Source organism: Arthrobacter pascens (assembly GCF_030815585.1).
Lineage (GTDB): Bacteria > Actinomycetota > Actinomycetes > Actinomycetales > Micrococcaceae > Arthrobacter > Arthrobacter pascens_A.
Genome location: NZ_JAUSWY010000001.1, coordinates 2433247 through 2455305, shown reverse-complemented (window position 1 = coordinate 2455305; position 22059 = coordinate 2433247). Strand labels below are relative to the sequence as shown.

Annotated in this window: 15 protein-coding genes and 2 pseudogenes; 8 read left to right on the top strand and 9 right to left on the bottom strand. The window is 61.4% G+C overall.

Going from position 1 to position 22059, the window contains the following annotated elements:
• Positions 1 to 68: 68 nt before the first annotated feature.
• From QFZ30_RS11325 to QFZ30_RS11305, 5 genes are all read right to left on the bottom strand, one after another.
• On the bottom strand, positions 69 to 4796 hold the full coding sequence (locus tag QFZ30_RS11325; RefSeq protein ID WP_307076232.1) for an NAD-glutamate dehydrogenase: 4728 nt from the start codon (positions 4794 to 4796) through the stop codon (positions 69 to 71).
• A gap of 172 nt (positions 4797 to 4968) precedes the next feature.
• Entirely contained in the window at positions 4969 to 6546 is a 1578-nt protein-coding gene (locus tag QFZ30_RS11320) for a phytoene desaturase family protein (RefSeq protein WP_307076230.1), read from the bottom strand.
• Positions 6547 to 6562: 16 nt separating this feature from the next.
• Positions 6563 to 8311: a flavin reductase gene (locus QFZ30_RS11315; protein WP_307076228.1), complete on the bottom strand. Its 1749-nt coding sequence runs from the start codon at positions 8309 to 8311 to the stop codon at positions 6563 to 6565.
• A gap of 59 nt (positions 8312 to 8370) precedes the next feature.
• Positions 8371 to 9612 carry a styrene monooxygenase/indole monooxygenase family protein gene (locus tag QFZ30_RS11310; protein ID WP_307076226.1) on the bottom strand — a complete coding sequence of 414 codons (1242 nt, stop codon included), beginning with the start codon at positions 9610 to 9612 and terminating at the stop codon, positions 8371 to 8373.
• A gap of 23 nt (positions 9613 to 9635) precedes the next feature.
• Positions 9636 to 10424, bottom strand: a complete 789-nt coding sequence (locus QFZ30_RS11305) for an SDR family oxidoreductase (RefSeq protein WP_307076224.1) — start codon at positions 10422 to 10424, stop codon at positions 9636 to 9638.
• A gap of 166 nt (positions 10425 to 10590) precedes the next feature.
• On the opposite strand from QFZ30_RS11305, the gene QFZ30_RS11300 reads away from it, so the two are divergent.
• From QFZ30_RS11300 to QFZ30_RS11280, 7 genes are all read left to right on the top strand, one after another.
• The gene (locus tag QFZ30_RS11300; protein WP_307076222.1) at positions 10591 to 11571 is read left to right on the top strand and encodes an AraC family transcriptional regulator; all 981 of its coding nucleotides are present in this window, start codon (positions 10591 to 10593) and stop codon (positions 11569 to 11571) included.
• A gap of 376 nt (positions 11572 to 11947) precedes the next feature.
• Positions 11948 to 13177, top strand: coding sequence for an MFS transporter (locus QFZ30_RS11295; protein WP_307076220.1), 1230 nt, complete (start codon positions 11948 to 11950; stop codon positions 13175 to 13177).
• 1350 nt (positions 13178 to 14527) lie between these two features.
• Positions 14528 to 14812, top strand: a complete 285-nt coding sequence (locus QFZ30_RS11290; protein ID WP_307076218.1) for a DDE-type integrase/transposase/recombinase — start codon at positions 14528 to 14530, stop codon at positions 14810 to 14812.
• 51 nt (positions 14813 to 14863) lie between these two features.
• Positions 14864 to 15073 carry an integrase core domain-containing protein gene (locus QFZ30_RS22015; protein WP_373462891.1) on the top strand — a complete coding sequence of 70 codons (210 nt, stop codon included), beginning with the start codon at positions 14864 to 14866 and terminating at the stop codon, positions 15071 to 15073.
• Between the two features lie 253 nt (positions 15074 to 15326).
• Complete coding sequence (locus QFZ30_RS11285) at positions 15327 to 16571, top strand: cytochrome P450 (RefSeq protein ID WP_307076217.1); 1245 nt, start codon at positions 15327 to 15329, stop codon at positions 16569 to 16571.
• Between the two features lie 2 nt (positions 16572 to 16573).
• Entirely contained in the window at positions 16574 to 16777 is a 204-nt protein-coding gene (locus QFZ30_RS22010) for a ferredoxin (RefSeq protein WP_373462839.1), read from the top strand.
• Positions 16774 to 17967, top strand: coding sequence for an NAD(P)/FAD-dependent oxidoreductase (locus QFZ30_RS11280; RefSeq protein WP_307076215.1), 1194 nt, complete (start codon positions 16774 to 16776; stop codon positions 17965 to 17967). Before QFZ30_RS22010 ends, QFZ30_RS11280 begins: the two co-directional genes overlap by 4 nt.
• Positions 17968 to 18014: 47 nt before the next feature.
• On the opposite strand, the pseudogene QFZ30_RS11275 reads toward QFZ30_RS11280, so the two are convergent.
• Positions 18015 to 18343: pseudogene (locus tag QFZ30_RS11275) on the bottom strand (recombinase family protein); the annotation flags it as partial.
• 35 nt (positions 18344 to 18378) lie between these two features.
• On the opposite strand from QFZ30_RS11275, the gene QFZ30_RS11270 reads away from it, so the two are divergent.
• Complete coding sequence (locus QFZ30_RS11270) at positions 18379 to 19056, top strand: toll/interleukin-1 receptor domain-containing protein (protein ID WP_307080203.1); 678 nt, start codon at positions 18379 to 18381, stop codon at positions 19054 to 19056.
• A 316-nt stretch (positions 19057 to 19372) separates the two neighbouring features.
• On the opposite strand, the gene QFZ30_RS11265 is transcribed toward QFZ30_RS11270, so the two are convergent.
• The 3 genes and pseudogenes from QFZ30_RS11265 to dmpG form a co-directional block, all read right to left on the bottom strand.
• On the bottom strand, positions 19373 to 19813 hold the full coding sequence (locus tag QFZ30_RS11265; RefSeq protein WP_307076213.1) for a hypothetical protein: 441 nt from the start codon (positions 19811 to 19813) through the stop codon (positions 19373 to 19375).
• A 466-nt stretch (positions 19814 to 20279) separates the two neighbouring features.
• A pseudogene (locus QFZ30_RS11260) lies at positions 20280 to 20473 on the bottom strand (helix-turn-helix domain-containing protein); the annotation flags it as partial.
• Between the two features lie 560 nt (positions 20474 to 21033).
• Positions 21034 to 22056, bottom strand: coding sequence for a 4-hydroxy-2-oxovalerate aldolase (dmpG, locus tag QFZ30_RS11255; RefSeq protein ID WP_307076211.1), 1023 nt, complete (start codon positions 22054 to 22056; stop codon positions 21034 to 21036).
• Between the last annotated feature and the right edge of the window lie 3 nt (positions 22057 to 22059).

The window sequence follows — 22059 nt, the reverse complement described above, 5'->3', positions numbered from 1 at the left end:
CCGGATCCGGCCGTGACCGGGGCGCGGTCCCCTCCAGGCTCCCCGCCATCATGCGGAAGTGAACGCCGCTACGACCCAGCTGCCTTTCTTAGCGTCCCGACATACGTCGTCAGGGCTTCGAAGCTACTCGCCGGAGCAGACTCCAGCAGGCGTTCAGAGGCCAGGAGTCTGTCGCGGTGGCGTTCCTCCCATTCGGTAACTTGGTCGGCGACGGGCGAGCGTGAGCCCCTCGCAAGGACGGCGACCGTGAGTTCCGGGACAACGTTGGACAGGTCCTCCCGCAAGGACGCCCGGGCCATGGCTTGCCATTTAGTAGTGCTGGGCAGGCTGTCGATCCGGTTCAGCACCTCCTCTATCCGGAATCGATTGTGCACTGCAAAGTATGTTGGGGCGACGACGTCCAAGGGTTTGGCCGTTACCTGCTGCACCCGGGCAATGTCGAGCAGCGTCGAGGTCTCGTGGAGTTCGGCCCAGGCGACGGCAATACTCTCGGGAATTCCCCATTCACGCGTTTCATCCAGCAGGGACAGGACAGCCAGCTTGTCACTGCCGACGAGGAGCTCCGCCAGCCGGTGCCGCAGGGTCTCCACGACCGGCCGGTAGAGCTGCACGCAGTCCGCTATCGGGAGGTGATGGTCGTATTGGATGAACCAGCGCATGGCCATGTCCAGGACGCGCTGGATATCCAGGTGGATCCGGCTCCTCTTTTCGGCTGACAGTTCCGCGCCCAGACCGACGAGGCCGCTGGTCAGCTCACGAAGCCCGAACACCTCGTTGGCAATAACGAAGGCCCGGGCCGCCGCGGCCTCGTCGCAGGAGGTTTCTTCCATGAGCCTGAAAACGGCGGTGATGCCGCCGATATTGACAGTTTCGTTGGCGACAACCGTGGCGATGATGTCGTCCCGCAGGGGATGAAGATTGAGTTGCGCACCAAACCTCGCCACGACCGGGTCGGGGAAATAGCCGCGCAGCACCGATTCGAAGTAAGGATCCCTGATGAGGGTGTCGGAGCGGATGGCTCCCGCCAGGATGTTCTTGGAGTATGCCGCCAACACGGCCAGTTCGGGCGAGGTTAAACCTTTGCCCCGAGCCATCCGTTCCCCCAGTGTTTGCGAGTCCGGGAGGCCCTCCAGCAGTCGGTCCAGTTCCCCCTTGCCTTCGAGGAACTGCATCAGGCGCTCATAGCTCGGGAATGACGCCGGAGGGCACCTGCGTTCGGTCAAGAGCAGCGCGTTTTGGGCGGAATTGTCCCTGAGGACCAGGTCAGCCACTTCAGCAGTGAGCCCGTCCAGGAACTGTGCCCTCTCCGCAGCGGGGAGCCGTCCGGCCCTGATCTGTTGAGCCAGCAGGATCTTGATGTTTACTTCATGGTCGGAGCAGTCCACGCCGGCTGAGTTGTCGATGGCGTCTGTGTTAATCAGCACCCCGTTGAGGGCTGCTTCGACCCTGCCTGCCTGGGTGACGCCAAGGTTTCCGCCCTCGACGACCACCCGGGCCCGTACGTCGTTGCCGTTGATGCGGAAGGCATCGTTGGCCCGGTCGCCGGCGTTCGCATGGCTCTCTTCGGTGGCCTTGACGTAGGTTCCGATCCCGCCGTTATAGAGCAAATCAACGGGGGCCATCAAAATGGCCCGCAACAAGTCAGGCGGATGAATGGACTCCACCGACGGGTCGATACCGAGCGCTTCTGCCGCCGGGGGGCCGAGGGGAATGCGGCGGGCATCCCGCGGCCAGACACCCCCTCCGGGACTGATCAGCGAACGGTCATAGTCATCCCAGCTGGACCGCGGCAGACTAAAGAGCCGCTGGCGTTCGCCGAATGAGGCCGCAGCGTCTGGTTCCGGGTCCAGAAAGATGTGGCGATGGTCGAAGGCTGCGACTAATCGGAAGTGGCGTGACAACAGCATGGCGTTTCCGAAGACGTCGCCGCTCATGTCTCCAATGCCGGCCGCTGTGAAATCCGAAGCCTGCGGGTCGATGCCGATTTCGCTGAAGTGACTTCTTACGGATTCCCAGGCACCCCGGGCGGTGATTCCCATCCGTTTGTGGTCGTACCCCACCGAGCCGCCGGAGGCGAAGGCATCGCCGAGCCAGTAGTCGTAGCTTCCGGCCACGCCGTTCGCGATGTCGGAGAAGGCGGCGGTGCCCTTGTCAGCGGCTACGACAAGGTACGGGTCGTCGCCGTCATATCGCACCACGCGCGGCGGCGGGATGGTGGACTGGCCGCGTTCCTCAAAACGGATGTTGTCGGTGACATCGAGGAGTCCCCGGATGAAGATTCGGTAGCACTCCTGGCCCTCTGCCAGAAGCAGTTCCCGGCCAGCCAGCCCTGCGGCCGCCTTGGAGAAGAAGCCGCCCTTGGCCCCGTCAGGGACGATGACGGCGTTCTTGACGGCCTGCGCCTTGACCAGCCCCATGACTTCGGTCCGGAAATCTTCCTTTCGGTCGGACCAGCGGAGTCCGCCGCGGGCGGTCTTGCCGAAGCGAAGGTGAACCCCTTCGATCCGCGGGGAATACACCCACACTTCGTGCGTGGGACGGGGCTTGGGGAGCACTTCGATCCCGGACGGGTCGAACTTCGTGCTGATGTACTCCTTGTCCTGATAGAAGTTTGTCCGCACAGTGGCCCGGATCAGGGAAGCAAACGTCTCCAGAACAAAACCAGCGTCCAGTGTGGGCACGGCCGAAACGGCCTCCGTCACCGCGGCGTCGGCCTTTCGCACTCTCCATTCCCGGTCGGCGCCATACAGATCCGGGTCGAATTTGGCAGAGAACAGCGTAACGAGTTCCCTTGTCACCAAAGGATGCGCCAGCAGCGTGGAAGCCATGAAATCGAAGGAATGGGACGTCCCGAGCTGACGCCAATACTTGGCATAGCTGCGGAGCAGTGACACTATCCGCCATGGGAAGCCCTGGCGAAGAACCAGGCGGTCGAGCAGGTCGGACTCGGCCAGACCGGTGAGAGCGGCGCTGAAGGCATCCGGGACCAGAGCCAGAGCCTGGGGCCCGGAAGACTCCACTGGATAGCGAACCGAGAGATCGTACAGAAAGAATGTCCGGGACCCTGAATCAACAATTTCGTAGGGGCGCTCCTCAAGCACTTCCAGTCCGAGGTGCTCGAAGAAAGGAAGGATGTGGGTGAGGCTTTCCGGTTCGCGGAGGTACAGGCGCATCCGTCCGTGCCCCTCCGGGCGCCCCGGCTGCCGGGGGTCGACGTACAGCCGCGCGGCCGATTCGGGACCGCCGCCGTCGAGCTGTTCCAGCCGCGTGATGTCCGCCCGTGCGTCCTCAACGCTGTATTGGACCCGATACTCTGCAGGAAAAGCTTCACCCCAGCGTTTGGATAGCGTTTCCGCTTCCGGCCCCGGGTGGATTTCCCGGAGACCGTCGAGGACTCCTTCGGGCCAGGACCGTACAGCCCGGCTAACACGTCGTTCAAGGTCTGCCTCAGCAACAGACGGGATTTCACCGGGGGGAAGCCATACGGTAAAAAAGATTCGGGCCAGGGCCGACGACGTTACGCGCGCCTCGTGCTCGACGTCGACGGCGGCGAATACCTGGCGCAGGTCCTGTTCCACCCGGATGCGCACGGAGGTGTTGTAACGGTCCCGAGGCAAATAGACCAGAGCCGTCACGAACCGCCCATAGCTGTCGGCCCGCAAGAATACGCGGGAGCGCCTGCGCTCTTGCATACGCATGATTTGCAAAGTCTTTTGGCACAGGTCGCCGACGCCGATCTGGAACAGTTCATCGCGTGGATAGGTCTCCAGGATGGATATGAGGTGCCTTCCGGAGTAGCTGGTCCGAACCAAGCCGCTCTGCGCAATCACGGCCCGGATCTTGTCCGCGACAACCGGCATGTCATCAACGGGACCGTTGTAGACACTGGAGGTAAAGAGGCCCAGAAACCGGTGTTCACCGGTGACCTCGCCTGCGGTGTCGTACGTCTTGATCCCGATGTAGTCCAGATGGGCGTCCCGGTGGACAGTGGACTTCGAATTCGCCTTGGTCACGACAAAGGCCGGGGGTCGGCGGAGCGACTTCCTCGCAGTCTCTGTCAGCCGGCGCGGTCTGGAATCGCCGTGGCTGAGGATCCCCAGGCCGGTTCCCTCCACCGCCCTGAGATGGTCTTCCGACGGTCCACGAATCAGCTCGTATTCCCTGTATCCGATGAAGACGAAGTGGTTGCTGGTGAGCCACCGAAGGAGACTGCGCGCTATTTCAATGCCGTGTCCTGCCCGTTCCGCAGGGACATCAGGCAAGGCTTCGGCGACGTCGACGGCCTTGCGTCGCATCTTCTGCCGGTCCGACACGACCAGTCGAACTTCGGAGATCACCCGACGGATTCCGTCCAGCAGAGCTTCAGCATTCTCGGAGCGCAGCAAATCGCCAATCTCCACGGAGATCCAGGACTCAACCCGCGATTCCGCTTGCGGGGTGGCTGGATTGATTGCGGTGAGCCGGCCACTAGGATCCCGGACCACGGAAAAGGTCGGATGGACGACCAGATGTATGCCCAGGCCCCGTCGCGTTACCTCAGCGAGCACGGAATCCACCATGAACGGCGCATCATCGGTGACCACACCGAGAACCGTACTGTCCTTGTCCGGAATCAGCCCGACCCAGGCTTCAGCACCAGGGGTTCGGGTCAGGCCCGAGCGGAAGTGGGCAACAGCCCGGGATTCCAGCCGCCCGGTTTCGTAAGGTTCCCGGTCTTCACTCGGCACCTCATCGTAGTAGGCGGCAAGGAAATCCGCCGGCGGGACCGCCGTTCCCGAAAATTCAACCGTTGGCACGACAGGACCTAGGCGGCAGGAGCCGGGACGTCCGCTCACCGCCGGAGAGAATGACCCTATGGACTAGTTGCATGAGTACCTCAAGAGCATCCCGGTGGCATCTCAACAGTGCAACAGCGCACTGTTCATTCTTAGTATCACAGTACGCAGCCGGCAGCGTAGGGATAGTGGGTCAGATAAGCTTTTGCGCAATCATGTGACCGGATCCACCTGAGAGTCCAGGACCCGGGTGGGTGGAGGCGCCGATATGCCATAGCCCCTTGATGGCCGTCCTATGGTTGGCGGCCTGGGGGAATGGACGCCAGAGGAGGTTCTGAAAGAGTTCAGCCGAACCGCCGTAGGGATCGCCTTTGACCGCATTCACATTCTCGCGGAGCAGGTCGGTGGGAGCCAGGATGTCCCAAGCCAGCACAGACGTCCGGGTGCCGGGCGCGAATCGTTCCAGCTTCTCCAGGATGCGTTCCATGAAGTGCAATTTCAGATCCTCGGACCAGCCTGCCTCGACAGGCAGCAGGCCCGCGGCATCCCCGACAGGGGAAAAGGGAACCTCCTGCAGTTGAAGCCAGAGCGTCGCTTTGCCCTCCGGCGCCCTGGAAGGGTCCAGTACCGATTGCTGACCGACGACCACTGTTGGATCAGTCGGCAGGAGGCCCGCCTCTGCCTGAGCGCAGGCAATCCCTGTGCTGTCTGAACCGCTGCTCAGATGAACCAATGGGACGGAGTTCAGCCTCGTATCCAGCCATTCGACTGGTTTGTCCAGGGCAAGATGAATCTGCATGGCCCCGCGGCCGTTCTGGTACCGCTCAGCGGCGGCTACCGCCTGAGGCGGTGCTTCATCGAGCAGACTTCCGTACAAAGCCTGTGGGGATACGTTGGCCAAGACAGTCCCGGCGTTCACTGTCCCTTGGGATGTCTGAAGGCCCACGACTCTTCCGGCGTTGACGAGGATCTTCTCCACGTCGGTATCCAGCATGATGCGCACGCCGCTGTCCTTCAGCAGGGACTCGAACGCACTGACAATGTTCGAAGAGCCGCCCTTCACAACAGGAAGTCCGAAGGTGTGCATGCTCATGGCCATGACCGGCAGCATCACACCACCGGTGGCCTGGTCCGGGCCAAGGCCCGCGTGGAGCAGCCATGGGGACCAGAGCTGGTCGGTTTCCCAGCCTCGAAAACGGCTTCGGAGGTAGTTGCGACCGCTCATTACCGAGTCGCGCAGGAACGCCTCATTGTCTTTGATCTTCCCTCTGCGGAGGGCACTAAAAGCAATTTTTGCGACTTCCTTGAGTGAGCGGAGTTCCGCGCCGAATGCACCGAAAACAGTGTCTGCATTCCGACCCAAGTCCGCAAGCATCGCCTGATAGGCCTCATTGTCACCAGGTGTTTTCATCGTTGAAGCGGTGAGCTGCGGATCCCGGTTAGCAATGACCACACGGTGTTCACCTGTAACGGGATCCGCAGCCACGCTGGCTGTGACGGCGCTTTCCGAATTGCAGTACTCCAGACCACGTGCATGGAGTTCCTGACCGAGCACTTTGTACGCGGCTCCGGAAACAAAGAGGGGATGCCAGGACGAGAACGTGTCGTGAATGAAGCCCGGTAGGGTCCTTTCGGAGGAATGGATGAATCCGCCCAGACGGTCCCTGCGTTCGATGATGCATACTCGCTTGCCGACGAGGGCGAGTTCAGCCGCTGCGACCAATGAGTTGATGCCCGAGCCGATAATTGCGATTTCTTCCGGTGGTTCCATGTCTTGGTCAGTCCTGTCAGAAGTCCGGGTGGCTGGCAGTTGCGTGGTACTTGCCACGGTGGAAGACCAGTGGCGCCCCTCCCGTGCCCTCGTACTTCTCGACTTCGCCGATATAGATCACGTGGTCTCCTGCGTCATGGCGTGCGACGGTCCTGCATTGGAACGTGGCAACGGCACCCTTCAGGACAGGGACACCCGCAATACCCTCTACTACTTCCGCTCCCGCGAACTTGTCCTCGGAGGGCGTCGCGAACTGCCGTGACAGCACGTGTTGGTCGCTGGCCAGAACATTGATGGCGAAGTGGGTCGATTCCTCAAAGTCGATCAGGCTGGCTGCCCTTTTGCTGGGGCACCAGAGGACCAGAGGTGGTTCCATGGAAACGGACGTGAAGGAATTTGCTGTCATGCCGACTTTCCGTCCGTCCGGTGCACGTGTGGTGATGACGGTGACGCCTGTTGCGAACTGTCCGAGTGCCGCTCTGAAATCCCGGATGTCAAAGGCTGCAGAGTCTTCTTCCTTTTTGGCCTCTACGAATTCGGCGGCAGCGGCGGAGTCGAACCACCAGGGGAAGAACGTCCGCGGGTCGTCGAAGCCGTTGACGACGCTGGCGGCCAGGGCCGGGTGCTCCACGGCATCGCTGAAAATGGCCAGCTGGTGTTCCCGCCGGGGCTTGAGCATGTCGTTGGTCCAGGCCACGGCCCACTGTCCCCAGCCACGCCAGAATTCGTCGAATGTTCGTTCCATCCAGGCCTGGTCAAATGTCTCGTTTCCCCTGCGGAGTATGGAGTCCAGATAGTAGCGGGCGGCCATGGTCGCGTTATTCGATCCTTGCCCGGTCAGCGGGTCGTTCAGGACGACAGCGTCCCCGACACCAAATACGAGGCCGCCATTGGCCAGCTGACCCACCGCGGACCGGACCGTCGGCGTGATACGGCCCAGGAGGGTGGCGCCCTCGTCTGTCAGGCTGGCCCCCGCGAAGTTTTCGGATTCGTGGGGAAAGTATTCATTGAGAATCTCAAGGGAGCGCTCCAGCTGGTCCTGGGGGGTGGTGATGTCCGTCCAGCAGTCCATCGGGCCGCCGACTACCCCTTCAAAGACCATCATCTGGCAGGGGCCGGACACCGTGAGGCCCGGGAAAGTGAAGAACTCTCCCACGCCTGGCACCATCGACATGCGGATGCCGTCAGTGCTGTCCTGGGATGCTCCCGGGAGCTGGTTCCCTGCGGTTACATAATTCAGCGCGAGGACTCTCTGGGGCCGGTCAAACGGGGACTTTGATTTGTCCCGGGGAAAGACCTGGCCAAGCTCGCCTTTCCCCGTACTTACTACGACGAGCTCATAGTCGCGCGTAAGTTCTTCGAGCATCCGGGCCGAGACCTTCTCTATGCGGAAGTCCCCGCCCGCTGAGATAAACGTCTCAATCCAGGCGGCGCTCTTGATGCGCTGGTCGATGGAATGCGCCGGGGTGTCCAGCGATGCCTCCCACTCCGTTGGAGCTTCGGGTGATTCCACGGACACCCGCATACTGATGCGGTTGATTGCGGGGACCGGGCCGCTCTCGTAGATACCGGTAAGCGCAGGACTCAGCTGTTCCTCCGCCGCCAGGGCCGTGCCAAACATGCACTGACTGGACATAACCCTGCCGGTGCGGATCTGTGCGGCGGAGCGGTCGGAGAAAAGGGTGATCGCGTAGCCGCCACGCTGAAGCCCCAGAGCGAGCTGGGCGCCCGATTCACCGGCGCCGACAATTGCGATTTTACGCATTTCAAACTTCTTTCGTGGATGTATTGCCCCATGAGCTGTACGTGGCGGGGAGACGGCGGTTAGGAAGCATTCGTGGCACTGGCCCTGGCGAGATATGCAGCTGCCTTGTCCGGGTACATGAACCACTCCTGGAAGTCCGGCGGGTTGTTGAACCCGTTGGCAAAGCGGTGGGCGATCTCCGGGGACTGACCGGCTGCGCCCAGAACCTCGAGCATGTGCGGCTGCGGCGGCGCCAAGAGGCCGTTCGTCCATTGGGCAACGTGCTGGGCGTACTTCCAGTACCGTTCGAAGCTGGCCTGCATGAACGCCGCGTCGAAGGCGTCATCGCCCTGTTCGAGAATGCTCTGCAGGTATGAGGCTGCACACTTGCTGGCGTTGTTGGATCCCTGGCCGGTTATTGGGTCGTTGAGGACCACGACGTCGGCCAGCCCAAGAACGTTTCGGCCGCTGGGCAGAGTAGCAATGGGGTGGCGGACCGTGGGAGGGAACCGGCCCTGGAGGAAGCCGTTTTTGTCGGTTATTTCCACGTCGGTTGCGCGGGCGGCCTCCCACGGCAGGTATTTGGTGAGGATGTCCTTGGAGGTCTGCAAGTGCTCGTCCGCCGTGAGACCCTTCCAGCAGTCCATGGGACCGCCGGGGATGCCTTCGAAGACCATGATTTCGCAGGGCCCTGTCGTGGTCAGGGCGGGAAAGACGAAGTACTCGCCAACCCCCGGGATCACGTTGAAGGAAACAGCGGAAAATTCGGCCCTCGGTGCCAGCCCATTGACATACGTCAAGGCCAGGGCGCGCTGCGGGGCGTCATACGTGCTGCGCACGGCGTCCCGGGTGAAGAGCTGGGCGATCTCGCCCTTGCCGGCGGCAACGATGACAAGGTCGGAATTCTGGGTGTATCGCTCAAGGTCTTCGATGCCGGCGTCTTCGAAGATCAGTTCGCCTCCCCGAGCTACAAACTCCTCCATGAACTTCGGAAATTTGACGCGTTGGTCAATGGACTGCGCAGGGTTGTCCAGGCGGGAAGCCCAGCTGATGGCCTTTTCGCCGGGCAGTTCCGGGTGGGGGACAGTGAAGGAGATTCCCTCGACCTGTGGGGCGTAGGACCAGAAATCCAGCCCCAGCTGCCTTTCGTGCTCAAGGGAGTCGTGGAACATGCACTGGCTGGAAGAGACCTTGCCGTCGTGAATTTCTTCGGCCGTGCGGTTGGATACTGTCGTCACTTGGTAGCCGGCGTCAAGGAGCCCGATTCCCAACTGCAGACCTGACTGGCCCGCTCCGACGATGGTGATGTGGCGCTGTGTCATGATTTTTTGCCTTGTCTTTAGGGTTATTCGGCTGCGAGCAGGGGAATGGTTTCTTCGGCGCGTTCCGGGCCGAGCGCGGAGTAGCCACCGTCCACTGCCCAGTCTGCGCCCGTGACGAAGCTGGCCCGGTCACTGGCGAGGAAAGCAACGACGTCGCCGACCTCCTCGGGCCGGCCAGCCCTCTTGAGGGCGTGGAACGGGGCAGCCACCGCGTCCGTCTTATCAAGATTTCCGTGGCTGAGCGTGTCCATGATGTTGCTCCAGATCCAGCCTGGGCTGACCGAATTCACCCGGATACCGTCGGCAGCAAAGTCGACAGCCATGCTCCGGGTTATCTGGACGAGGGCCGCCTTGCTGGCCGGGTAAAGCCAACGTCCGGTCTGGGCGATGGAGCTGGAGATGGAGGTGAAATTGACGATGGCACCGTGATTGGACGCTTTGAGGTGTGCTCGGGCCGCCCTGCTTGCCATCACGGCGCTGACCAGGTTGACGTTGAGTGCCTGCAACCAGTCATCCCTGCCCGAATCGGCACCGTCGTCCGTGTAGGTACAAGCAAGATTAACCAGGATGTCCAGGCCACCGTGGTCGGACACGGTGCCGTCGATGAGCCTGGAGAGGGCCGCGTCATCAGTAATGTCGGTGTGCGTGAAGTAGATGCCATCTCCGAGTGACTTCAGCTTGGCTGCGCCGTCGGGGTCAATGTCAGCAACCACCACAGCGGCTCCCGCGTCCCGGAGCGCAGTAACAACGCCCTGTCCTATTTTGGTGACTCCGCCCGTGACGATAGCGGTCCTGCCTGCGAGTTCGGACATGTCCAAACCTTTCAACTACGGGTCCGTACTGGACGTCCCCTGTTGCGTTTCTATGACGTGCGTCATACTTGTACTGATAATGAATCTAGCCAGTTGCGTCGGTCATGTATAGACGGTATGCGCAGAGATCATCCAATAAACGAAACCCCCTCGGAAGGCAGGCGAAATGGACAGGATCCTCCCCCGCGATGTCCTGAGGGGAAGCCCGACAGTGACCACTTCGGACGTCGACGATGCTCACGCCAAGATTGCTGAACTGTTCTGCCGCCACCGCCTCATGCCCCAGACGCCGGGGCGATCCTTGGCGATGAAGCTGCGCTCGTTGCATCGCGGAGATGTCGGCATCGACTTTCTGGACTACGGAGCCGAAGTCCGGATCGATCCGGAGGGTCTGGAGAACTTCTTGCTTGTGCAGGTTCCTCTGGCTGGCCGCGCACGCATGAAGGTTGGCTCAAATATTGTGGAATCCAGTCCGAGAGTGGCCACCATCCCTCCGATGGACCGCCCGTTCTCGATGGTCTGGGATCTGGGTGCTCCACACTTGATCGTCTATGTGAGTCGCCCCGCGCTTGCCGCGGTGGCTGAAAAGCTCTATGCCCACGATGCCACCGACGATGTGGACCCGGGCTACTCAATGGACCTCGTCAGTGCTCCAGGGCGGGCATTCCTGAGATCCGTGATCGAGCTTCACGACGACATGATCACCGGAGCACCCCAGGCGTCCCACTATGTCCACCGGCTCCTTGTGGACACAATGCTGTCGCGGCTGCTCATGGCTACTGACAAGAGTCCGGCCACCGCTGGAATAGGGACTCCGGTTGTCGAACGGAGTTTGATCAGAAGGTTCCGGGAGCTGCTGGAACGTCACGCCTCCGAGGAGCTGGCTGTAACCGACTTGGCCGAGCATCTCGGGGTATCCATGCGAACCCTGCAAACTGCCTTGCGTTCCGAGTTTGGGGCCACGCCCTCAGAACTGCTGAGGAAAGCCCGGCTGAACCGTGCCCGGGAACTGCTCTTGGGAGCGGATCCAGGGGATGAGACTGTGATTGCGATCGCCGCGCGCTGCGGGTTTTCACATCCGGGGCGTTTCTCCTCTTCGTACCTGACCGCCTTTGGAGAGCTGCCCTCCGAAAGCCTGCGGCGGTAGCCGCCCGCACGGGGAACGGCGCTGGGCCGGCTGCGCCGTTCTGCACGCTGCGCCGCTCACAGTTCTATAGCGGGCTGCAGGGCAATCCCTGCCCCTCACTCAAGCCTGTATTGCGGCGGAAATGTCCACTGCCTGTGCCCGGCAGTCACGCTTATCCTCCGATTGCGGTTTCATGACGTCGGTCAAAAATCGTTTATAGCGGCTTCTTGACTATCGCAATGGAAGTGTGACACCGTTAGGTGCGCTGTGATCCCCGCCACAGCCCCACCCCGCATCCGGAACGAGAGGTATGCCCATGACGCAGTCATTGCCATCGGAAGTACGCACCACTGCCTTAACCGCTTGGAAGGGGCGCCCGGTCCTCCTCCTCTGCTTTATGACCATTGTTTTTGACGGCTACGACCTCGTAGTCTACGGATCCACAGTTCCGACCATACTCAAATACGAGGATTGGGGCCTCACCACGGCCCAGGCGGGGATGATAGGCAGCCTGGCGCTCGTCGGGATGCTCATCGGGACACTTTCGGTCGGGATCTTGACCGACCGGCTGGGCCGCAGACGGATCATGCTGGCAAGCATCGCTTGGTTCTCCGTCTGCATGCTGCTCACTGCCTTTGCCCCATCCGCCGAGGCGTTCGGGGCCCTGCGCTTCCTGACAGGGCTTGGGCTGGGTGGCGTGGTCCCCACCTGCATTGCCCTGACCGTCGAGTACGCCCGGAAGGAGCGGCGCCAAATCGCCAACGCCGTCATGTTCAGCGGGTACTCAGTCGGCGGTGTGGGGGCGTCCCTGCTGGCCATCAACCTGCTGCAGCACATCGACTTCCGCTGGATGTACGCAATTGGCGCCCTCCCGCTCGTGACACTCCTGCCGGCAGCATGGAAACTGATGCCCGAGTCCGTGGCCTACCTCGCCCGCAAAGGACGGATCGATGAAGCAAAGGCCACCGCAACACGCTTCGGCCTGATCTACACGGACATTGTTTCCACCGAGGACATGACGGCCGGCCCCACCGGCACCAACTCCAGCCTCAAGGCAATCTTCACCCGCAAATGGCTGGGCTCCACTATCCTTTTCGCACTGGCGAATTTTTGCGGGCTGCTTCTGGTCTACGGCCTCAACACATGGCTGCCGCAAATCATGCGGCAAGCCGGCTTCAACCTCGGCGACGCCTTGACGTTCCTTCTGGTACTTAATGCCGGAGCAATCGTTGGCTCCATCAGCGCCTCCGCATTGGCCGATCGGATAGGCATCAAACGCGTCGTTACCGGCTCATTTATCCTCGCGTTCGTGGCCATCCTGATGTTAAGCCTGCAGTTGCCCCTGGCCATCCTCCTGGTCATTGTTGCCTTCGCCGGGCTCGGCTCCGTTGGCACCCAGATCCTGGTCGGAGGCTACTGCGCCACGCACTACCCCCAGTCGCTTAGCGCCACGGCATTGAGCTGGTCACTGGGAGTAGGCAGAATCGGTGCCATCTGCGGCCCGCTCATCGGCGGCTTCATCGCCAGTCTGGCATTCGGCTGGCAGATGAACTTCTACATGTTTGCCGTGTTCGCCGTCATTGGCTCAATTGTCGTCTTCGCCGTGCCAAGACGGACAGAACCGTAAAAGAAGGCGGGCAGAGCTGCCGCCGGGGAGAATTTCCTGCCCATTATTGCACGGGCCAGACCACGTGAGTAGTGCCGGTGTTCCTTATAACTCAAGGAACACCGACATTACCTGTTGGGGGATGTTGGGTGGAATGAACTGTGCCCCCGAAGGGACCCATGCGGCAAACCAGGATCCTGGCAGGGCACTCGAGGCCCTCTCCCAGCTAACCCCGCACCGGGGGACAGGGCTCCAAACGTGGTTTGATCCCTCCCAGGGCGGTCCTGCATGAGGAAAACCGCGACTCCGACGTCCACAGCGCATCAGCAGGATTGTCGTGCGAAGCCCAGAGCGATGCCGCATCTAAAATCATGTCGAGGGTGGGCCCGGAAGGCGAAGTCGGTGGTGGCTGGTACTGAGAACCGTGGAGATCTTGGACGGTTTAATGGGACGGTTTCCGCGAGTTCTTGATAACGAGCCATGGGGGCCGCAGCAATGAGGTCCCACTCCCCGGTGACGGAGTAGACCTCAGCCATGCCCGGTATGGCCAATATAAAGCCCGCGGTCTTGGGCATGCGGGAGGCAGGGAAAGGCCCGCTCAGCGGAGCTTCCACAGATTGTGTCCAGCTCCAGGCCGCTGCCGACTGCCCAACGGACGATCGGGGGCGAGAGACGACTGGCCTGTCCGTGAACGCGAGCCCTGTGACGGGCGGCAAGCGATAGCGGCCGCGCGCTCACCTTCCACACTCGAGACATTGCTTGCGCGAGTTGGCGCCGTAACGCGGTCCAGGTCCGTCACCGAGCTAATGCGTAATGGCGGTCTTCGACAGGCGGCGTAGTCTTTGGACTGTCGCAGAGGGTGATTCCTGATATTTTTCGGTGTAGTAGGCGGCAAATCTCCCAAGGTGTGAGAACCCGGCGCCCGTGGCGGCCCCCGCAACGGTAATTCCCATTGAAATCCTGACGCCAAACTCTCAGCGTCGGCGGCAACTTGCACGTCCACGATTACTCTTTTTGGGTTGGACCCAGATACAGATCAGATGTCGCCGGTCGAGGCGACACGAGCGACTGTGTCGCAGCAGCCAGCCCTTGGGAGAACGCGAGAACGGAGAGTCAGCGGTAGCGTAGTGTTTCGCGATTGGACACGGCCGTTGTTAACCCGAACGCAACTGGATGCGAAGGTCATGCGGACTCATGCGGATTCGTACGGGATCTACGGGTCCAGGCCGCGCTGGCCCGGAACGGGACCGCCGTTGACCGGAAGACTGTAGCCTCCTCGATGCGACGGCACGGCCTGGAAGGCATCTCTCACCGGCGTTTCCGGCCCGTAACACCGATCAGTGAGGCACGGGTCCATTCCATCCCGGATCTGTGGCCAGGAAATGGGATACCGGGGCCCTCGACGCGGTATGGATCTCGGACGTCACCTACCTGCGCACAGATGAAGGCTGGGTGTATTTATGTGCTGTCCGGGACGCCTGCTCACTGCGGGTCATTGGGTGTGCGACGGACTCGGTCCAGACCAGCGCCCTGGTCGAACGGGCACTGCGCATGGCTTACATCCTGAGCGGCAGGGGCCCGGCCGGCGTCGTGTTCCACGCCGACCGCGGCACCCAGTACACCTCTGCCCGGCTCAACGATTTCTGCAAAAGCTAAATCCCTAACCGGACAATCCACGGCATCCCGGGCCATTAGCCGGATAATGCGCTGCAGGAATCCTTCTGGCCCACCCTGAAGACCGAGTTCTACGACCGACGCCGCTGGACCACCACGCACGCCGCGATCCGGACAACGGGCCGCGGGATCGAGGAGTTCTACAACCGGGCCCGGCTCCACTCAGCCCTCGGCAACACCACACCCGTGGAACACGAACGACTCCTCACCACGGATAAGCCTCATCCGGCACAAGCCGCCTGACCAACTGTCCCTGTCCACGATTTGCGGGTAACCCCAGGGGTAGCCCAAAGAAGTTGTCGTCGCAGGATAAGCGGCCCGCGAGGTAAATTCCCGACACGTCAAGGTATGCCCGCCGGGGCATGGACTTCCACTAAACAAGCATTGGCGCGACAGGAGGAGAGACGTTTACGCTGGCGAGATCAGCACGAGCTCCGTGGTTATTCCCGAACTGGAATGAACCGTCAGCGAGCCCGTCGCAAAAGAGAGGAAGCCCATGACACAGACCACCATGTGCCCTATAGCCCACGGATTCGATCCACTGGGGGAGGACTATCTCGCAGAGCCCTATGCGCAGCTCAACGACCTTCGCGTGGACGGGCCCGTCCACTATGCCCCCTCCATCGACTACTGGGTCGTCACTCGCTACGCGGACATCGCCAAGATTTTGGCGGATCCTAAAACGTTTTCGGCGACGATCGCCCAAGCCCCGCTTGTGCCTCTCACGGAAGAAGTGAAGGAAATACTGACGTCGGGCGTGCGCAACACCCCAGTCTTATCGAATCTGGACCCTCCTCATCACACCAGGGTGAGGCTCCACCTCGCAACGATGTTCACGCCGCGTCGGGTGCAAGCGATGTCCGACCGCATCGAGGCTCTCGCCTCAGAACTGGTGGAGGAATTTGCTAGCCGCGGACGCGCCGACCTCATCACTGAACTGACCTTCCCACTCCCCGCATTGACGATGTTCAGGCTCCTCGGTTTCCCAGATGAGGACTCGGAAGAACTCAAGTCGTGGTGCAACGACAAGCTCGAGGTCAACTGGGGCCGACCGGACGCACAATACCAGCGGCGCGCTGCAACCAACATGAGTAAGTTTTGGGACTATTGCGAACGCTTCGTGGCCCTCCGCAAAAACAATCTCAGCGACGACCTCACAAGTGACCTGCTACGCCAGCGCGAAAACGATTCCGAGGCACTCGACGATCAAGAGATCGCCAGCGTGATCTTCGCGCTCAGCTTTGCAGGGCATGAGACAACCACCAACCTGATGGGTAACGCCCTGAGGCAGCTCCTCTCTCGTCCCGAGCTGTGGAAAGAACTATGCGAGGAGCCAAGCCTCATCCCCGGGGCTGTGGAAGAGACCCTGCGATTTGACTCGTCCGTCATCGCCTGGCGGCGGCTCACCACGCGAGACGTGGCGATCGACGGTGTCGCGGTGCCGGCCGGATCTAAACTGATGCTTGCCTTCGGAGCGGCCAATCACGACCCTTCCATGTTTCCTGAACCGGAAAGGTTCGACATCCGTCGCGACAACGCTCGGCTGCAACTCTCCTTCGGCAAGGGCACCCACTTCTGTCTGGGTCAACATCTTGCACGGGTCGAGGCGCGTATCGTGATCGGCATGCTCACCCAACGATTCCCGAATATGAGGCTGGTCGAGGACCAGCACCTCACCTTCTCTGCGAACATATCCTTCAGAGGCCCGGAAAAACTTCTCGTTGAGTGGGAGGAGAGCTGAGCATGGTGATGAAGGTAGTCATCGAACGCGACCGCTGCACAAGTTGCAGCGACTGCGTCCTCTCCGTGCCGGAGGTGTTCGACCTAGATGACCGAGATGCAAAGGTCGTCCTATTGCAGGTCCACCCCAGCGAGGATCTAAGGCCAAACGTGGAACGCGCGGTAGACGACTGTCCGACTAACGTTATCCATTTGGTAGAAGAGTGAGTGCGAGGTCAGGTGCGCTCATCGTAGGGGCTTCGAGAGCGGGGCTATCTGCTGCGCGCGCCCTCCGAAAGGGCGGCTTTGACGGCAGGATTCGGGTGGTGGGGGCCGAGCGAAATTTGCCCTATGACCGGACTGCGGTTTCCAAAGGTTTGATGTCGGGGTCAGACACGATCGACGAAATAGGCCTCGCTTTTCCCGGTGAACTTGATGATCTAGATCTGATCTTGGGACATACAGCCGTCTCGCTTGACGTCGAGCGACGTCGTGTGACGCTAGACGACGGCACAGCGCTGGGATTCGAAGTGCTTTTTATCGCGACGGGCTCGGCCGCGGTGTGGCCGGCATCCATTCCGCACCTTCAAGGCGTTCATACCTTGCGCACAGCCGACGACAGCATGGCTCTATGCGCTGATCTTTCCGACGCGAAACGGGTTGTGGTGGTCGGCGGCGGCTTCATCGGCGCGGAGGTCGCGGCGGGTATTAAGTCTGCGGATGTCGACGTGACGATGATCGTGGCGGGAACTGTTCCCCTAGAACGTGCCCTGGGGCGGGAGTTCGGGGAGGAGTGGGCGGGGGTGCATCGCGAACATGGGATCGACGTGCGGTGCGGGGAGTACGTTGCCTCGCTCAGTGCGGAATTCGACCGTGTGTCGGCAGTTGTCCTGAGCGACGGAACCAGCATTGATGCCGACGTTGTTGTGCTGGGCATCGGGGCTCGCCCCGTCACGGACTGGCTTCACGGCAGCGGACTCACGCTTTCCGATGGTGTGGTCTGCGACGAGAACTTGATGGCGGCACCTGGCATCTACGCCATCGGAGACGTCGCGAAATGGCCCCATCCCAAGTTCGGCCAGCTGCTTCGGGTCGAGCACTGGACCAACGCCCATGAGCAGGGAACCGCAGCTGCCCGGCACTATCTTGGTGTCGGCGGACCCTTCGAAAATGTGCCCTATGTCTGGACCGACCAGTTTGGGTACCGCATACAGGTATATGGCAAGACGACCGCCGCCGATCTTATCCACAGGGTCCCATCCGCTAACCCAAGCGTCCCGCGCATCGTTCTCTACGGCAGCGGAAGTCGCTTAATGGCGGCCTTGGGCGTCGATGATCCACGGAGCCTACTCCCGCTCCGTCGCCTGATAGCACAGCCAGATAGCTGGGAACACGCGTTGTCGCTCGTAGGGAGCTAAGGGGACCTGTCCGGCACCGACGGGTGATCTCAGCGTTGCAAGCTGGTCAGTCCAAAGCCAGCCCGCTGCCGCTCCCTGATGAGGGAACGTTCGAATTCGGCAAACGCACCCATGACCGAGAGCATGAGGTTGGCCATGGGGGAGTCCTCGCCGGTGAAGACCAGGCCCTCTTTGACGAACTCCACACGCACACCTTTTAGGGTGAGGCGTTGGACCAAAGCGCGCAGGTCATCGAGGTTGCGCGCGAGCCGGTCCATGCTGTGCACAACCACGGTGTCCCCGTCGCGGGCGAACCGCAGCAGTTCTGTGAGCTGTGGCCTGGCGCGGCGCCTCAGCCGGAGGCGTTGTCCATGAAGACCCGGTCCGGACGCTGACCTCGTCACCGGAGCAAGCGGTCAGCAGCCCGTTCCTCTGAAGGTTTTCGCATCGCATCTTGCAGCTCACCGCGGCGCTGTGAGCACCTACGCCGCTGAGTTCCAGAAGTATGGCATCGAGCTGTTTGTGGCCCACGACTCCATCGAGCCAGACGCAGTCTGGGTGGACGAGATTGTGCAGAGTCTTCGTACAGCACATTGCGGAATCGTGTTCCTTCACGACGGGTTCAATGCCAGCGGATGGTGTGACCAGGAAGTTGGCTGGCTGCTAGGGCGGGGAATACCTGTGCCAGTGCTCAAGTTCGGAGCCACCGCACCATATGGGCCACTCGGCTTCAAGCAAGCCATCAATGTGGCGGGACGCTACCACGAGCCGGTGGTTGAAGAGACCCTGAATGTCCTCCGGAATAGTCCTGCGATTGCTCCCAATCTCATTGAGTCCCTCGTCGTCGGACTGGAGCGCTCACCAAACTTCCACACCACCGACCTGATTTGGATGCAGCTACAGGCCTACCGAGAGCTGACGACGGAGCAGACAGAGCGCGTACTGCAAGCTGCCGCCGGGAACAGCCAGGTTCGAAACGCCTCCTGCCCCGGCGATGCCATGGGGCGGACTTACCCTGTGATCCTTCAAGAGTTCGTGGAATCTCAGGCGAGCTACAGTGTTCCGGTGGCGGAAGCACGTCCTTGGGTGACGGCACAGCCGCCGTTTTAGGCGCTATGTGTTGCGCTGCCACAGCCGCGCTCCTTGCCCACAAGCGAATCATGGAAGATCCCCCCAACGACGAGGAGCTTACCCAGCTACTGCAACTCCCGTGCTTTGAACGCGGGTAACCGGCCTTACGTAAGTTGAACGGCCGCCGCGGCTACGGCTCAACGACGTCGCCGGCTGTCCGGTCTCACCATAGTTGTCAGTTTCATGACACCTTTCAGCCCACGGAATAGCAACATTTACCTCACCGTAGCTGTCAATGCGAACGGCTTCTCGCTCTTCATCAGTGCCTTGTTGTGCTTGACGGTTCTGCGGCCGCCTAGCCGATTTGTGGGTATCGCCCTTCGAGCGTGGTTGTGAGTTCCCAAGCGATCTGCCGGAGCGAGGCCGGCACGGGTGAGCCTGGCGAGGTGAGATCGACGTCTTGCGCATCGGTGTGGCGTGGCTCGGCGCTTCCCCACATGAGCTGAATCCTCTCTTTGTCCCCACCCGCGTAGATACCGAGAGCATTCAGACGGGTTAAGTCGTAGTAATCCTTGTCGACTCCGGGATCGACGTGTGCGCCTCCGTCTTGGTTTGCAGTCGCAAGGACAAGGTCACTCCGTGTGAATTTGCGTCCCATGGCATTGACGACAGTCTGCGTCCACCAGCGATCGAAGGACAGGTGCATGCCCGGGGCCCGGGGTGCCTTGCGTCGGTTGAGCAACTCGCGCACCTGCACCTGCACCTGCACCCGGAGATCGGGCTGGGCGTACGGCATGCCTTCGTCGAACTTCGGTCGTAAGAGTTCTTGAATGCCTCGTGGTCACCGATGATTTCCATATGGACGCCGGTGAGAGTGAAAGTCGATTCCATGGGTGCCGCCGCGACCTCTCCCGCAGAGTCGAGTAAGTAAAGCCGGTCGAGCAGGTCGGCTTGAGCGAGCAGGGCATGCGAAGTCCTGGACCGGTGGAACAAAACCCGCAAGACAACTGCAATCCTCTTGGCTTCTGAAGTCATCCCTCGTCGAATCCCTGGCATGAAGCGCGCAAGAAGCCGATCTGCTCTCGTAGTGCTTCCAGAGTCTCGTCGCCCGTCCGCTGTGTCCTCACGTAGCTCAGGATATTCGGATCTGCATGTGCGCGCGGAAATAGGCACGCAGTTGCCTTTGGCCCCGGTCGAGACGCACGGATTCGTACGGAACTGACAACTATGTTGAGACCGGACACCGGCCGCGGGGGAGCGGTTCACTCCTGCTTGGCGTGGCGCAGGTACTGGTAGAAAGTCTCCCTGCTGATCCCATAGTCGCGGGCAGGGACGGCTATCGGAATACCGCTGCCGACCCACTGGACCAGCACGGCCGCCCGTTCCGGCGTAAGGGTCTTTTTCCGCCCTTATAGGCGCCGCGCTGCTTGGCCAAGGCGATGCCTTCCCGCTTTTCGATGCTCCCCTTAAACGTGCCGTACGCCACCCGATTGGGTGGCGTACGGCGTGCTCCTGTGGGCAATTCCTGACTTTAATCGTCTCGGTTGCCCTGACCGGGAGGACTGGTTCTGGTTTGTGCCGGCAGCGGAGGCCGAGGCCCCCGTAGGTCTCGGAGTGCAGAACGAGCTCAGCACCGTTTGCTATGTGGAGGTGAGTGGTCCCAACGTCCCATACGGGCCCCGCTCCCGTTCCCTCCGTTGGCATCGGCGCGGACTGTGTACATGGAACCTGGTTCTTTAGTGATCCGTCCGTGGATAAAGATTTGTGTGAACGACGTAGCCCCTTGCCTTATCGATGAATTCGCGGGAAAAAGAAGCGTACGCGGCCAGCCAGAGCGCTGAGGCGTCCGGCATTGCTGCATCTATGAATCCTCGACGGTACAGCCGGTTCCTCAGTCTGACTTCCACCACTGTTCCTGGCAGGGATTGCCACTGATCTGTGGCATGGAACGGGGCCTCAAGGATCACTCTGTTTTGCACCGATCTACTCCCCTGGCCTCTGTCGACGCCGGCCGGACTACGCGACGCGTGCGCCGGCGGCGAGTTGGACGGCAACGTCGATGATCATATCTTCCTGTCCGCCGACGTATCCTGCTTTGCCGATTTCTTCCAGAATTTGCCAGGCGGGAACGTTGTAACGTTCGGCGGCGCGTTCGGCGTGGATGAGGAAGGAAGAATAGACCCCGGCGTAGCCCTGCATGATGGACGCCCGGTCCATGATGGGCATCCGGGTGATGATCGGCTTGACCACGTCTTCGGCTGCGGCCATCACGCCGTGGACGTCGACGCCGGTGCGGATGCCCAGGCGTTCGAACGCTGCGGCAAGGACCTCGGTGGGTGAGTTGCCCGCCCCGGCGCCGAGGGCGAGGAGGGTCCCGTCGATCTGCTTGGCACCTGCGCGGGCGGCGTAGACGGAGTTCGCGACGCCGAAGCTCATGTTCTGGTGCCCGTGGAAGCCAACCTGGGCGTCGGTGCCGAGCTCGGTCACGAGGGCGGCGACACGGTCGGAGACGTCCTCGAGGATCAGTGCCCCGGCGGAGTCCACAACGTACACACACTGGCAGCCTGCATCGGCCATGATGCGTGCCTGCTTGGCCAGGTTTTCGGGGCTGGTGCGGTGCGAGAGCATGAGGAACCCAACGGTTTCCATGCCGAGTTTGCGGGCGTGCTGGAAGTGCTGGATGGAGACGTCGGCTTCAGTGCAGTGGGTTGCAATCCGTGCCACCGATGCACCTGCCTCGTGGGCGGCGTTCAGGTCGTGAATGGTTCCAAGCCCTGGGAGCAGGAGCGCCGCTATCTTGGCGTTTTTCGCTTCGTCGACGGCCGCTCGGACCAGATCCAGCTCAGGCGTGAGGGAGAACCCGTAATTAAACGAGGACCCGCCCAGACCGTCACCGTGCGTTACTTCAATGATCTCGACTTTGGCGTCATCGAGCGCGCGGACGACGGAGCGCACGTGGTCTTCGGTGAATTTGTGGCTCATGGCGTGGGAGCCGTCGCGCAGCGTGGTGTCGGTCAGCCGGACACTCAAGTCAGTCATCCG